The organism is Methylophilus sp. 5 (assembly GCF_000515275.1).
Taxonomy (GTDB): domain Bacteria; phylum Pseudomonadota; class Gammaproteobacteria; order Burkholderiales; family Methylophilaceae; genus Methylophilus.
Window position 1 is genome coordinate 2,424,945 of the sequence record NZ_KI911560.1, and the last position, 13,612, is coordinate 2,438,556.

General features: G+C 48.4%; 14 protein-coding genes and 1 tRNA gene. 6 read left to right on the plus strand and 9 right to left on the minus strand.

Annotated elements, in window-relative coordinates; all coding sequences use genetic code 11:
• Nucleotides 1-33: 33 nt before the first annotated feature.
• The 7 genes from lysM to METH5_RS0111760 all read right to left on the minus strand — a co-directional run bounded on the left by lysM (nucleotide 34) and on the right by METH5_RS0111760 (nucleotide 6,858).
• Entirely contained in the window at nucleotides 34-531 is a 498-nt protein-coding gene (gene lysM, locus METH5_RS0111730; RefSeq protein WP_029148698.1) for a peptidoglycan-binding protein LysM, read from the minus strand.
• A gap of 92 nt (nucleotides 532-623) precedes the next feature.
• Nucleotides 624-1,217: a membrane integrity-associated transporter subunit PqiC gene (locus METH5_RS0111735; RefSeq protein ID WP_029148699.1), complete on the minus strand. Its 594-nt coding sequence runs from the start codon at nucleotides 1,215-1,217 to the stop codon at nucleotides 624-626.
• A gap of 12 nt (nucleotides 1,218-1,229) precedes the next feature.
• Nucleotides 1,230-2,891, minus strand: coding sequence for an intermembrane transport protein PqiB (gene pqiB, locus METH5_RS0111740; RefSeq protein WP_029148700.1), 1,662 nt, complete (start codon nucleotides 2,889-2,891; stop codon nucleotides 1,230-1,232).
• Nucleotides 2,878-4,152 carry a PqiA/YebS family transporter subunit gene (locus METH5_RS0111745; RefSeq protein WP_081726737.1) on the minus strand — a complete coding sequence of 425 codons (1,275 nt, stop codon included), beginning with the start codon at nucleotides 4,150-4,152 and terminating at the stop codon, nucleotides 2,878-2,880. The genes pqiB and METH5_RS0111745 overlap by 14 nt, the downstream gene beginning before the upstream one ends.
• Nucleotides 4,153-4,279: 127 nt before the next feature.
• Nucleotides 4,280-4,414: a DUF2474 family protein gene (locus tag METH5_RS15520; RefSeq protein ID WP_081726738.1), complete on the minus strand. Its 135-nt coding sequence runs from the start codon at nucleotides 4,412-4,414 to the stop codon at nucleotides 4,280-4,282.
• Nucleotides 4,414-5,415, minus strand: a complete 1,002-nt coding sequence (gene cydB, locus METH5_RS0111755; RefSeq protein ID WP_029148702.1) for a cytochrome d ubiquinol oxidase subunit II — start codon at nucleotides 5,413-5,415, stop codon at nucleotides 4,414-4,416. The genes METH5_RS15520 and cydB overlap by 1 nt, the downstream gene beginning before the upstream one ends.
• Nucleotides 5,416-5,427: 12 nt before the next feature.
• A complete protein-coding gene (locus tag METH5_RS0111760) occupies nucleotides 5,428-6,858 on the minus strand; it encodes a cytochrome ubiquinol oxidase subunit I (protein ID WP_029148703.1) in 1,431 nt (476 codons plus the stop codon).
• A gap of 253 nt (nucleotides 6,859-7,111) precedes the next feature.
• Here METH5_RS0111760 and METH5_RS0111765 point away from each other — a divergent pair, with 253 nt between their 5' ends.
• Nucleotides 7,112-7,456, plus strand: coding sequence for a helix-turn-helix domain-containing protein (locus tag METH5_RS0111765; RefSeq protein WP_029148704.1), 345 nt, complete (start codon nucleotides 7,112-7,114; stop codon nucleotides 7,454-7,456).
• On the plus strand, nucleotides 7,446-8,684 hold the full coding sequence (locus tag METH5_RS0111770; RefSeq protein ID WP_029148705.1) for a type II toxin-antitoxin system HipA family toxin: 1,239 nt from the start codon (nucleotides 7,446-7,448) through the stop codon (nucleotides 8,682-8,684). Before METH5_RS0111765 ends, METH5_RS0111770 begins: the two co-directional genes overlap by 11 nt.
• Before the next feature lie 307 nt (nucleotides 8,685-8,991).
• On the opposite strand, the gene METH5_RS0111775 is transcribed toward METH5_RS0111770, so the two are convergent.
• Complete coding sequence (locus METH5_RS0111775; protein WP_029148706.1) at nucleotides 8,992-10,158, minus strand: hypothetical protein; 1,167 nt, start codon at nucleotides 10,156-10,158, stop codon at nucleotides 8,992-8,994.
• Nucleotides 10,159-10,399: 241 nt separating this feature from the next.
• Between METH5_RS0111775 and METH5_RS14990 the strand changes: the two genes are divergently transcribed.
• From METH5_RS14990 to METH5_RS0111785, 3 genes are read left to right on the plus strand one after another with little or no spacing between them, the layout of a single operon-like run.
• Nucleotides 10,400-11,485: a replication initiation factor domain-containing protein gene (locus tag METH5_RS14990; RefSeq protein ID WP_157381515.1), complete on the plus strand. Its 1,086-nt coding sequence runs from the start codon at nucleotides 10,400-10,402 to the stop codon at nucleotides 11,483-11,485.
• Nucleotides 11,485-11,808 (plus strand): helix-turn-helix domain-containing protein, encoded by a 324-nt coding sequence (locus tag METH5_RS16020; protein WP_198290695.1) that lies wholly within the window; start codon nucleotides 11,485-11,487, stop codon nucleotides 11,806-11,808. The genes METH5_RS14990 and METH5_RS16020 overlap by 1 nt, the downstream gene beginning before the upstream one ends.
• The gene (locus METH5_RS0111785) at nucleotides 11,733-12,698 is read left to right on the plus strand and encodes a tyrosine-type recombinase/integrase (RefSeq protein WP_369758917.1); all 966 of its coding nucleotides are present in this window, start codon (nucleotides 11,733-11,735) and stop codon (nucleotides 12,696-12,698) included. Before METH5_RS16020 ends, METH5_RS0111785 begins: the two co-directional genes overlap by 76 nt.
• Nucleotides 12,699-12,738: 40 nt before the next feature.
• Here METH5_RS0111785 and METH5_RS0111790 read toward each other — a convergent pair.
• Nucleotides 12,739-12,814 (minus strand) — tRNA-Asn (locus tag METH5_RS0111790).
• 221 nt (nucleotides 12,815-13,035) lie between these two features.
• Between METH5_RS0111790 and METH5_RS14995 the strand changes: the two genes are divergently transcribed.
• A complete protein-coding gene (locus METH5_RS14995; RefSeq protein ID WP_232411033.1) occupies nucleotides 13,036-13,575 on the plus strand; it encodes a hypothetical protein in 540 nt (179 codons plus the stop codon).
• Nucleotides 13,576-13,612 lie beyond the last annotated feature (37 nt).

Consider the following 13,612-nt stretch of genomic DNA (forward strand, 5'->3'; position numbering starts at 1 on the left):
AATGAGTTGTTGGTTTTGTTGTGAGTAAAACGGTTATTCAGGAATGCGTAATACCTGACCCGGATAAATCTTGTCAGGGTGGTTGAGCATGGGGCGGTTTGCCTCGAAAATTTTCATATAACTGTTGGCGTTGCCATACATCTCTTTGGCCACTTTGGATAAAGTATCGCCTTTGACCACGGTGTAAAACTTGGCCTCAGGCTCTGGGGAAGGCACATGAAGCTGGTCTTGCACCGCCTCAACCCCAGCCACATTGCCGCAACAGAGCAAAATCTTTTCTTTATTCTCTTGCGTATCAATGTTGCCTTGCACAATGACGGTGCCGCTGGCGCCATCAAACTTCACGTCGTAGCCGGTGGTCGGTAAATTGTTTTTGGCAATATAGCTTTGAATCGCTTGCGCCGCCGCTGCGTTGGCGGCGTCAACGTTTACCGGGGTAGGTGCCTTGCTGGCCGTTTCTTGTGCTGCTTTGGCTTCTCCGGTGCCAAACAGTTTTTCACCTGCTTCTTTGATAAAAGAAAATAATCCCATCGCCTGCTCCTGACTTGTTATTTTGTGAAAAGAAATTTCATCATAACAAATTGGCGGCGTGGTCACTACCTCTTCAGGTTTAAATTTTTTCGCTATGGCAAAGTTTGTAATTGGCTGGCAATTTGCTCACTGAGCAAGTCCAGATCATGGCCGAGTGCGCGCACCAGGGCAGGGTAACCATTTTCAGCCAATGGCGTGCTAAATTTGAATGACTGGTTGGCGCCTGCTACATGGTCGGCGCTATTGAGTTGCCATTGTCCGCTCAACACAGCATAGCCACGCATCTGGCCGTGAAACTGCTCTATGGTGAGGTGCAGGGTGTTGGCGGCAGCTAAGCCGGGCTGCGGGTCAACGATGATGGTATTGCCTAAGCGGCTCGCCAGGCGTGCACGCAAGCCACGGCGCAGCTCTTGCGACAGGTTATCTACCCACAGATGGTCACGCGCTGGCTGCATGGTAATGTCGTCGGTTTGTATCACAATGCGGTCTGTATCCAGATAATCGGCCAGCTGGATTCGGTTTAACACCAGGGTGCGCGTTAACGTAGCGCCTGGCTGTGGTGCGGCCACCTCTGGCAGGCTGTAACGCTGGGTATTGACTGGCGGGTTTGATTTAAAACATGCGCTCAGGCTAACCCCCAGCAATACCAGTAAACCAAAGCGTAAGTGTGTTGTATTCATCATCATGCGGTGTGTTCCTTACTGGGCGGCTGGTGCCAGCGGCACAGGGTCATTGCCAGGTTTGCGGTCGAACAAAATAGCATTCGGCTGCTCGTTCAAGGTGCGCGCCAGGGGCTGAATATCACGCAAGGCTTTATCCAGGCGTTGCAAGGTGGTGGTGAGCTCCTGGTAGGCCGGTGACTCGGGTGACAGGCCTTTTAACGTGGTGCGTAACGCTTGCATGGTCTGGTTAATATTGCCCGGCATCTGCTGTAAATCAGGCTGGCTAATAAACTGATTGACCTGGCGGCTCAAGGCACGGATTTCCTGCATGGTTTGTTCAGACTGCTGCAGGTTTTTATCCAGGCCAGACAGCACAGGCTCGACTTTCAAACCATTGAGCTTATCCAGCAAGTCAGACAGTTTTTGCTCAATTTGCGCCAGGCTGGTGGCACTGGTTGGCATCACTGGCAAACCTTCAAACTGAGCGCGGTGGTAGGTTTTATGGGCATGCTGGTCCATATTGAGGTCGACAAACACAGAGCCTGTGATCAGATTGCCCGATTTGAGGGTGGCATGTAGCCCGCCTTGTAACATTTGGCTAATTCTGGTTTTCCATTCCTCGAGGTCGGCCTTGCCATTGTCGGCCAGGCGGCCAGGCTCGAGGTGGATCAACACCGGGATGGCATAACGAAAGTCTTTTTTACGTTCTGGCGAGTTAAATTTCCATGGCACATTCATCACCGTGCCCACACGCAAGCCACGAAACTCTACGGGCGCCCCTTTGGATAAACCGCGCACGGTGTCATCCACCAGCAGTACGTACTGCAGATACTGGTCATAGGTTTGCTGACGTGCGGCGTCTTCATTGGTAAACAGCTCAAAGCTTGCTTCGGAGCGCACTGGTTTGCCCATCGGCCTGTCATCGGCATGGCCAAAACTCACGCCGCCTGCAATCAGTGATTCCACGGTCGGGATGCTGGCCTTGAATCCTTCGGCGTCCAGCTTGACATCAATGCCTACCGAGGTCCAAAAACGCGAATTTTCTGTGACCAGCACATCGTAAGGGTGTTCAATAAACAATTCATGTTGCATTTGGCGCTGCTTGGGGTCGAACGTGGCGCTGACCACGCGGCCTACCCGTAACCCCTGGTAAGTGACCGGGTCGCCAACACGCAACGCATTACCCACTTTGCCTACCAGGTTTACATGCACGCCTTTAGCGCCATTGAGCGAAATCGGTGGTTGATCCAGCACGGTGAACTGGTCGGTTTCTTCTGCGCTTTTACCTGGTTGCAACTGAATATAGGCGCCAGAAATCACGGTGTTGAGACCGCTAATGCCTTCGAGCCCAATGCGCGGTTTGACCACCCACAACTGCGTATCTTTAACCAGCATAGGTTGTGCTTTAGGCGTAATGCGCGCCAGCACTTCAATATGGGTGAGGTCTTCAGATAGGGTGACTTGCTCTACCAGGCCGATGTCTACACTGTGCACCTTGATTTTGGTTTTACCGGCTTCTATGCCCTCAGCATTGGTGAGCGACAGTGTGATTTGCTTGCCAGCCTTGGTGTAGTTGTCGTAAATGAGCCACAAGCCGATCAGCAGGGCGACAATCGGCACTATCCAGATGGGTGACAACCTGGCTTGTTTGCTGACTTTGGCCAGCAGCTGATTGTTTTCTTGGTTACTTTCTGTCATGCGTGTTTCCTTGGGTATCCCACAGCAGGCGCGGGTCAAAGGCCATGGCGGCCAGCATGGTGGTAATCACCACCGCGCAAAAGGCGAGGGCAGCCGGGCCGGGCAACACCGACATCAGGTTGCCGGATTGTATTAATGCCACCATGATGGCGACGACAAATACATCGACCATGGACCAGCGGCCGATCAGTTCGGTTAATCGGTAAAGTTTGGTTTTTTGCTCTGCGGTGAATGGGCCGGGGTGTTGCGCCAGCCATGAAAGTAGCACCAGTATCAGCATTTTAATAATCGGCACCAGCACGCTGGCAACAAAAATGACCACGGCCACCGGCTCAGAGCCATGCTGCCATAGCTCCAGCATGCCGCCAATAATGGTAGAGGCGTGCGTTTGTCCGAGTGAGGTGGTGATCATCATCGGGTAGGCATTGGCGGGGATATAAAGCACGGCGGCGGTGATTAATAACGCCCAGGTGAATTCGAGGCTGTTAGGTTTACGCATATGCAGGGCGCTGCCGCAACGGCTGCATGCATAGTCAGATTGTGTGGCCGGGATCGTATTCACCAGCCCGCAAGTGGTGCAACCGGTGGCGTGTTGCGCTGCCGCATTGATGCCACAACGGATATTGGTGTCTGGCGGTGGCTCGCCAGCCAGCCGATACCATAACCAGTCAATATCGACCGAGCGCGTGGTCATCAGTAATAAGACCGCAAACACGCAATAGGCCCAAAACGAGGCCCCTAACTGTACTTCGCCAATTTCAGTTAATTTGACCAGGCTCACCAGCGCCGCAATCATAAACACATCTGCCATCATCCACGGGTGCAAGCGCGAAAACAGCCGCGCAATCACATCACTATAGGCGCGCGGCACACTGCGTAACACATTGGCCTGCATGAGAATCACGCCGATTAAATATAAGGCAGGCAAGATGAACGCAGTGCAACTGACAATTAAAGCAACCAGAGGTTGATGGACGTTAACCAGGGTTGCGGCGGTTTGTGGCAGCTCAATGCGGGTATCCAGCCCGTTGGTGTCCATGCTGATAAACGGGAAAGCCACAGCAATCAACAACGTGAGGAGTGCACTCATCGCCAGCGCAATGCTGCGTTGCACCGGGTGCAAATGGCGCCTGGCCAATACATGCCCACAGCGCGGGCAACTGGCGTGCTCGCCCGGGCGCAACACCGGGATCGCGCTCACCATGTCGCAGGCGCGACAGGCACGCAATCGCCGCCATTTTGTAGTTTGCTGGGTCGTCATGCCGTTGGATAAAGGGGTTGGGTTAACTGGCTAGTCACTGTCATGGTAAACGGGTTCGATTTGAACAGGCAAGAAAAATTCGGGCCTGCTCATGGCTTGGCTATCTCATGGTTGAACTATGCGCCAGTCAGGCATGAAAGCCTGCCATATGCATCAGCGCTTTAATCAGCAGGCTGGCCAGTGCCAACGCGGCGATGCTGACTAGCCAGATCAGAAAAAACCAGCCCAGGCGTTTCAGTGCATGTTTTTGAGCATGCGTCATTAATGGTAAGCCTCACCTTTATTCACTTTGCCGCGAAACACGTAATAGCCCCAGGCAGTGTAGATTAAAATAATCGGGATAATGATCAAGGCGCCGATTAATGCAAATTGCTGGCTTTGCGGCGGCGCTGCCGCTGCGTATATGGTCATTTCAGGCGGGATAATATTCGGCCAGATGCTAATGCCCAAACCGGCATAACCGAGTAATACCAGACCAAGCGTATATAAAAACGGGCTGGTTTCGGCCTTGGCCTTAAGTGCGCTCTGTAATTTGTAAAAGAAAAGAGCCACTAGCAGCGGCACGGGTGACAGCCACAGTAAGTTAGGCATGGTAAACCAGCGCTCAGCGATACGGCTATCCATCCAGGGTGTCCATAGGCTAATCGCCGCAATAATCACCAGCAATGCCACGGAAATTTGTTGGGATAACTTGATACAAACGGTTTGTAGCTCGCCTGTGGTTTTAAAAATCAGCCAGGTGCTGCCGAGCAAAGCATACGTCACCAACAAGCCTAGACCGGTAAACAGTGAGAACGGTGAAATCCAGTCCAACGGCCCGCCTGCATAGGCCTGGTTCACCATGTGAATGCCTTGCAGGTAAGCGCCCAGCGTCATGCCCTGAAAAAAAGTCGCCGCAATTGAGCCACACAAAAAGGCTTTGTCCCAAAAGTGGCGCTCTGCATCATGCGCTCTAAACCTGAACTCAAAGGCGACACCGCGAAAAATCAATGCCATCAGCATAAACAGTAGCGGTAAGGAGAGGGCACTTAAAATCACCGAATAAGCCAGCGGAAAAGCGGCCAGCAAGCCTGCGCCGCCCAGCACCAGCCAGGTTTCATTGCCGTCCCACACCGGGGCCACTGTATTCATCATCAGGTCGCGATCGTCTTTGTCTTTAAAAAACAGATACAAAATACCTATGCCCAGGTCAAAGCCATCCATGATGATATACATCATGATGCCAAACAGGATAATGATGGCCCACACCAGTGATAAGTCCATTGTGTTGTCCTTTTAGTGATCTTTAGAGGTTGGCGGCAACTTGGCGTCAGGATGAAACTCCGGTGCCAGCGCAAACGCATCCACCTCGTCCGCGTTCACCGAAATAGCATCGCCCTGCAATGCTTCGCCTGTTGTTGGCCCGATATTCACCAGCCGCAATACATACAGCGTGCCCATGCCAAACACTGCCAGGTAAATAATCACAAACAAGCCCAATGTCAGGGCGACTTCACTGGCGGTATGCGGTGTCACGGCATCGGCCGTGCGCAGCACGCCATACACCACCCAGGGCTGGCGGCCAATTTCTGTCGTAAACCAGCCCGCCAAAATGGCAATGACCCCGGCCGGGCCCATGGCAATCGCAAATTTGAGAAAGGGCTTGTGTTGATACAACTGTTTTTTACAGCGCAACCACAGCGAAGTGGCCGCCAGCAGAATCATCAGCATGCCCAAGCCCACCATGATCCTAAACGTCCAGAAAATAATGGTAGCGTTAGGCCGATCTTGCGGCGGAAAATCTTTAAGTGCCGGAATTTGTTCGGTAAGCGAGTGGCGCAAAATCAAGCTGCCTAATACGGGTATCTCTAAAGCAAAGTGATTCTTTTCTTGCGCCATGTCCGGCCAGGCCATCAGCACTAGTGGTGTGGCTTCATCGCCTTTATTCTCCCAGTGCGCTTCAATGGCAGCAATTTTTGCAGGCTGGTGCTTCAGGGTATTTAAACCATGCATGTCGCCTACCACGACCTGTAACGGTGCCAGCAGCAATATTAACCATAGCCCCATGGAGAGCATTTTGCGCACGCTGGCATTGTCTTTGCCGCGCAGTAATTGCCAAGCGCCAGAGGCGACCACAAACAATGCCGTCGCCAGGTAAGCGCCTATCACCATATGCACTAGTCTGTATGGGAATGAGGGGTTGAAAATGATTTTAAACCAGTCTAGCGGAATCACCTTGCCATCAACCAGCTCAAAGCCTTGCGGCGTTTGCATCCAGCTATTCGAGGCCAATATCCAGGTCGCTGAGACCAGCGTGCCGACGGCGACCATCACCGTGGCGGTAAAGTGCAATGTGGGCCCGACCTTGTTCCAGCCAAATAGCATTACACCTAAAAAACCTGCCTCTAGAAAAAACGCCGTCAGTACTTCATAAGCCAGCAAGGGCCCGGTGACGCTGCCCGCTACGCTGGAAAACCCTGACCAGTTGGTGCCAAATTGATACGCCATGACCAGGCCAGACACCACGCCCATGCCAAAACAGAGCGAAAATAGCTTGACCCAAAAATGATATAAATCGAGATAAACCGTATTTTTAGTCTTTAACCAGCTCGCCTCTAATACCGCTAGATAACTGGCCAGACCAATGGTGATCGCCGGAAACACAATATGAAACGAAATGGTGAACCCAAACTGGATTCTGGCCAAGGTCAATGCCAAATCAGACATGCTTATCCTTTTACATCACTGGCAATATTCGCACGGGTGCTACTCTGCGTGCCTACGCCGATTGAGTAGAAATTACTCGCCGGGAAATATTATCAGCATTGACTCTTATTGGTGGCAATAAGTTTTGCAGTCGAGCACAGTGATTCATTTCAGTCATGCAAAATGCGGCCGGATAATGCTTGTTAAAAATACATTGATTTTGCTATTAAACGCAATATAATGAACTTTAAGTAATTTAAATATTAATTTATTGATGTCTAAAAAAACAAATTCACTGGCAAGTACTCACCCTGAGGTTTTACAGGCATTGGATAAACTCGGCCTACGCCTACGCGCCAATCGGGTGGCGTTGGGCTGGACGGTAAAGGAGATGGCAACCCGTTTACTTTGTTCACAGAACACTTACCGGGCGATTGAAGCTGGCAAGCCGAGCGCGAGTGTTGGCATTATTGCCAATGCCTTATGGTTGTTTGGGCAATTAGACAGCTTTGATGCCATTGCACCTGTGCCTATCAATGCCAGTGCTAATACGCGCGCCAGAAAAAAATCTGGTACAACAGATGCTGCATTAATCTCAGAGGCTGAGCGTGATTTCTAACCGCACCATTTATATTGGCCTGGCTAGCAGGTCTGATGCAGAGGTCAGGCCTGCGGCTATTTTGAAACTCTCACGCAGAGGTGTAGTTGAATCAAGCCAGTTTGCTTACGGCAATGGTTTTTTGGCAGCCCCGGATGCCTTGGCGTTAAACCCGCTGCATTTGCCGCTTGGGAGTGATGTTCTAGGTATAGCAGAGCGTCGCGTGCGTGACGGTGGCGCGTTACCGCTTACCTTGCGTGATGCATTGCCAGATGCCTGGGGGCGTCAAGTGCTGGAGTCTCAGCAAGGCAAAACGCTGGATGATATTGATGTGCTGCTGTTAACAAATGCGCACCGTGTTGGCGCAATGACTTTTGCTGAAGTCTTGCCGATTCAGCCTCAACCAGCTGATGCTGATTTGTTTTCGCTCAATGAAATGTCTGATGCAGTCAAACGGTTAGAGTTCGCCATGGAGATACCGTTACATCTGCGTCGTTTGCTTAATAAAGGCGGTAGCCTGGGCGGGGCCAGACCCAAGGCAGATTTTATTCATGACAAAGAAAGGTGGATTGCAAAGTTTCCAGCCAATGGTGATGATCATGATGTAGAGCTGCTTGAAGCCGCAGTGCTGGAATTGGCCGCGCTATGTGGGATTGACGTATCACCGCACAAGCTGGAGAGAACGCACAGCGGACATGCATTATTAGTGCAGCGTTTTGACCGGGTAGGCAATATTGATGATGAGCGGCGCATACATTACCTCTCGGCATCTGCGCTATTGAATGTGCCGTATCAGTCGAATGGCGGTAGTTATATCGAATTCGCGCAGGTCATCAGAAAGATTTCGGCCAAACCAGAATACGACTTACATCAGCTATATCGCAGAATGGTCTTCAACCTCATCATCGACAATACCGATGACCATGTAAAGAATCATGGCATGCTGCATGTCAAAGGCAATCAATATCAACTGTCACCCGCGTTTGACGTGGTGATGCAACTCACGAATGTACATTACCAGGCGCTGGCGATTTCTCCTGGCAACAATCTTTCCAAGTTAAGCCTCGCCATACAGGCAGCGCCTCATTTTGGTATTCATACACAAGCCGCTAAAGCCTTGATTGACGACATTGCGCAGCAGGCGAGCTTGCAGTTGTTGCCTATCATTGAAAAACTGGGCGGCGATGCTGTATTGATGAGGAGGGTACAGCAGTGTCTGGATCGGCAGATCGCGTTTGTTTATGACTAAGCCGGTGTGAAACCTCCAGGCACGCTGTCATTTAGGTATGTGCTTGAGTTGGTAAGTCGGGTGACAGAAAAGCAAAAAGCCTTGTATTTCTACAAGGCTTCTTTTATTTGGCTCCTCAACCTGGGCTCGAACCAGGGACCTACGGATTAACAGGAAAAAATACTTAAAGCTCTCCATATACAAATCAATACCTTGCAATACCCGCACAAATTAAATTGTAGTGATATAAAGTGGAGAATAGTTCTATTTCGTATAGTGTTGCTACGTTTTAGCTACGTGCTTCAAAGCTAACACTTAGAGTATATTTTCATTTGTAATAAAACAATGCCTTAAGTTCTTTTTCAACAAACTGGTGTGGCTTCCAACCCTCGATCAATTTGTCCAAAATAAACTGTTCAAATGCGCCAAGGGCTACTCCTTGCATTGGTCCAAGTGTAAACCCAATTCCTGTGAAAATTGACCATTTTAAGAGTTTAGGTGGTAATTTCTCTACCCAGGTGTTCTCAACTGTAAGTTGGTAGAATTCATGCGCCAAATTGGCATCATTCTCTTTATCTCGGAGCCAGTGTCTAAATTTATCCGCTTTATCAAGTAGAGCTAAAATTTCGTGAAAGTTAATTTTTCCACTATTTACTGCTTCCCGTATGGCATGAGAGTTATTTAGGGTCAGATTGCTGAATTGTTCGATGTTGCTTTCATTTACAGAAAACCTAGAAGCAAGAGAGTTAATTGCTGCAGATTGCGTAACTTTCTCAATTGGACTAATTGCAATCTCTGAGTTTAAACGTGAAGAGAAATATAAAGACTCCACAGTACTTAAAAGTAAACTCATCAAATAAGCTTGAGATAAGGATGAATGGCTTGCTGGAAATTTTCTGTGATAGTGCTGATTAAGTACCTTAAAGTCTAAGTTGGTATTTATGTAAAAACTATTATCATCCTCTTGTATAGGCTTGAAGAATGCATTGTCTGGTATCGAATATGTCGGAACTAATTCACCCAATAAAGTTATAACTGATTGATTTGTTAGTGGGTCTAATAATAGAGATTTAGCAGCATTATGGTCATACCCAGAATAATCAAGGGGATGAATAATCTCTATAAATCTATTTGCATCTCTTTCGATATTACCTTGATGTGAAGAGAATCTTTTGAAGTCTTTCACAAAAGTCTCATGGTCGTTGCGGTCTTGTACACGTCCAATTACTAATGAGTGTTTTTGACCATGAATATAAGTTTCATTCGTTGATACTCCAGTGAAATCCTCCAGAAAGTGAATTTCTAATTTTTCTTGTTCCATTAATGACAGGAGAACAAAAGGTGGAATTCTCTCCAATAAATACGAGACTGTCAGACTGTTCGCGACGATTGAGACTTTTTCGTAAAAAATTAAGCCTTCAACTAACGCTCCAATATCAATAATTTTTCCAGGACCAGCGCCTACTGAGTTTTTATATGCGATTGACTCAAACATATGTATTACATCCTCGTTTAAATTTTAAGCTAGTGGAATACATTGTACCTCCCCCCATGTTGCAGAGAATTTTAAAAATATATTAGTATTAAACCGTCATAGGAAATCTAACCAATACGTTAGCCTAATTCTAATGGGACTACCTATGACTTCATTGTCTTTTAACTAGACATGGAGTCATCCATTAGTGGCTTAACACTTAATACATGTACTCCATTGTCAATTGATGATCGGAGTCATAATGTCAAAAAATAATATCCATTCAACTTATAGCGTTGATGCTTCATGCACGGGCATGCGTAAGCATGTTCTGCATGAAGAAACTCCCGGTGTAGTAATACCGGGGGAAAGTTTCAATATTCAACAAAGCGGTGATTGCTCTGAAAGTTTAGAGCTTGCTGTTTTAGGTAAACGAGCAACCTTAATTGCTCACCCAATCCCCTCCGAATTCACACCTGGTTATTCAGCCATCACAGATTACCTAAATTGCTCTTTTCGATTACCTGAGAAATTCAATCATCAAAGGTTCTTTGAAATTTTTGCTGGTGTAGCTGGTGACCGCTTTCTTAATGTACGCAATCGTGGCAAAGGCATGAACGGCTATGAGCGTTCTTTTGATATGGGCGAAGACGGTGCCAAGTTTTGTTATGGTGGACAGCGAAACACGGCCTTAATAATGTTGCCAGGACAAGCCTGTCATACGATTTCCGATTGGGATGCATTAGTTAGTTTTCTTAGAGACAGTTTAGACGCGCGTATAACCCGCTGGGATGGTGCTGTAGACGATTTCGAAGGTATGCATTCAGTGGATTGGGCTGTAGAACAATATCTGCTTGGAAATTTCACCAATGGAGGTAACAAGTCCTCTTGTAAACAAAACGGTAACTGGATAGATCCTGATGGCAGCGGGCGCACCTTTTATGTGGGTAAACGCGAAAACGGCAAGATGATGCGCGTTTACGAAAAGGGTATGCAAAGCGGTATGCCATTTCATCCCTGGGTACGTTGGGAATTGGAGCTGCATAACGTAGATAGGGTTGTTCCCTGGGAGGTGCTTTTAGAACCAGGTCAGTACGTTGCAGGCGCATATCCAAACGTACTTGGCTGGATTAATGAGGAAATGTCTCGTATTCGCACCATTAGAACTGAAACAACACTCACATATGACAGCCTAGTTAAATATGCGTCTACGTCTTATGGGCGATTAATCAACACGATGCTAGAGGTTGAAAAGTCACCCGAAGATGTTATCAACAAACTACGTATAGACGGTTTGCCAAAGCGTCTTGGTTTAATGAGCCTCTTGCAAGTAAAGGGTAAACAATAATGAATACACTCACCCTGCAAGAAGCTGCTAGTTTTCTCAAAATACATCCTGTTACTTTGTCTGTTAAAGCTGCGGCTGGTGAAATCCATGGCGCTAAAGTTGGCAAGCGATGGGTGTTCGTTGATGTTGACCTGATTGACTACATACGGTCACAATACAAAGCGCGGGCGTTGCAGGGTGAACGAAAGGAAACACTATGTCACTCTACAAACGCAAAGACTCGTCCTTCTGGTGGGTCAAAATCACCATCGGTGGACGACCAATACAACACAGTACTGGGACTAGCGACAAAATCAAAGCCCAGGAATACCATGACACGTTAAAAGCGCAGTTGTGGGAGCAAGAGCGGTTAGGCGTAAAACCTAATCGAACTTGGCGAGAAGCGGTTGTGCGTTGGACAAACGAAACCTCTGATAAAGCGACACATAAAGAGGACATTCGAAAGCTTGCCTGGATGCATCAGTTTTTAGGTGATTTATCACTCAATGATGTAACTCAGGAAGTGATTGAACGTGTTCGGGCTGCAAAGCTAAAAGAGGCAACCAAGTCCACGACCAATCGTTATTTGGCTTTACTTCGAGCCATTCTTATTCGAGCAAGAGATGAATGGGAGTGGATCGAAAAAGCGCCAAAAATACGGCTCTTTAAAGAATCTAATATACGTGAACGGTCTTTGACTGCTGAACAAGTCAATCTACTGTTAAGTGAGTTGCCGTTGCATCAACGTGAAACAGTGTTGTTTGCTTTGTGTACAGGACTTAGGCAGCAGAATGTATTGCAGCTTGAATGGGCACAGGTTAATTTTGAATTGAAGCATGCCTGGGTAAGAGCAACACATTCTAAAAATCGAAGGCCGATTGCAGTACCGTTAAATGAAACCGCAATCAATGTTTTAAAGCGCCAAGTAGGTAAGCATGAAACGCGTGTGTTTACTTATGCAGGCAAGCCACTATGCACGGCAAATACTCGTGCCTGGCGTGCAGCATTGAAAAGGGCGGGAATCACAGATTTTCGCTGGCACGATCTGCGGCATACATGGGCAACCTGGCAACGGCAGGCTGGAACACCTACACATGAGTTACAGCGTTTAGGTGGTTGGCGTTCTGGTGTAATGGTTGAACGATATGCGCATCTTGCACCAGATCATTTGGCGAATGCTGCAAACCGATTAGATTCTAAATTCGAAGGTTACGATTTAGCTACGATGGGCTAGAAAGCAAAAAGCCTTGTATTTCTACAAGGCTTCTTTTATTTGGCTCCTCAACCTGGGCTCGAACCAGGGACCTACGGATTAACAGTCCGGCGCTCTACCGACTGAGCTATTGAGGAATCGGTACGTCGTTTGAAGGCGCTATATTACTGAGACCTCGCCCCTTGGTCAACCACTTTTTGCGAAATATTTTATATTTTTTGTCGTTGGCAAAAGGGGCAAACAAAATGCTTTGTTAACGGCTTGTTTCACGCAAATTTTTGTAATATTCGCGGCTTGCGGCCTTGACAGCGGCGGGTTTGTCAGGGTGCTGACTTATAATGTGCGCTAGGAGAATGCGATGCGAACCATGGTTGGAAAAATTGCGAGTGTGGATGGCGTGGCCGAGGTGATTGATGCCCGCGGTCAACATCATCGTCTGGCAGCAGGCGACTGGTTGCGTGAGGGCGATCGTTTGGTCACCAGCCACGGTGCAGCGGTGACGGTTGAAACAACGGTGGGTGGCCAAGTGCAGGTGAGTGAGTCGCAGACCATTACTTTGAGTACCCAGCTGAGTGCTGACTTTATCGCCAACAGCAGCGATGATGCAGTGAATCCGTGGTTGCTGCAGCAAGTGCTGGCGGCCATTCAGTCTAAAGACGACGTGTTGGATTTGTCTGCTTTGCTGGGGACTATGCCAGCAGGTGATGGTTTTAGCGCATTTGCGGCTGAGGCGCCGGTTGCTTTGCATATTGAGGATTTGATTCAGGATCATTCCGCGTCCGCTGGTGGGCATGCGGGATTGGTGGCAAGTGATGTGGCCGATTTGATGGCAAGCGCAGGTTTGCCTAGTGAAGTGGCATTGCAGCAAAGCTTGCTAAAAGATTTCATCAAAGATTAATCAGCTATACGCTGCAATAAAAAAGCGCCCTAGGGCG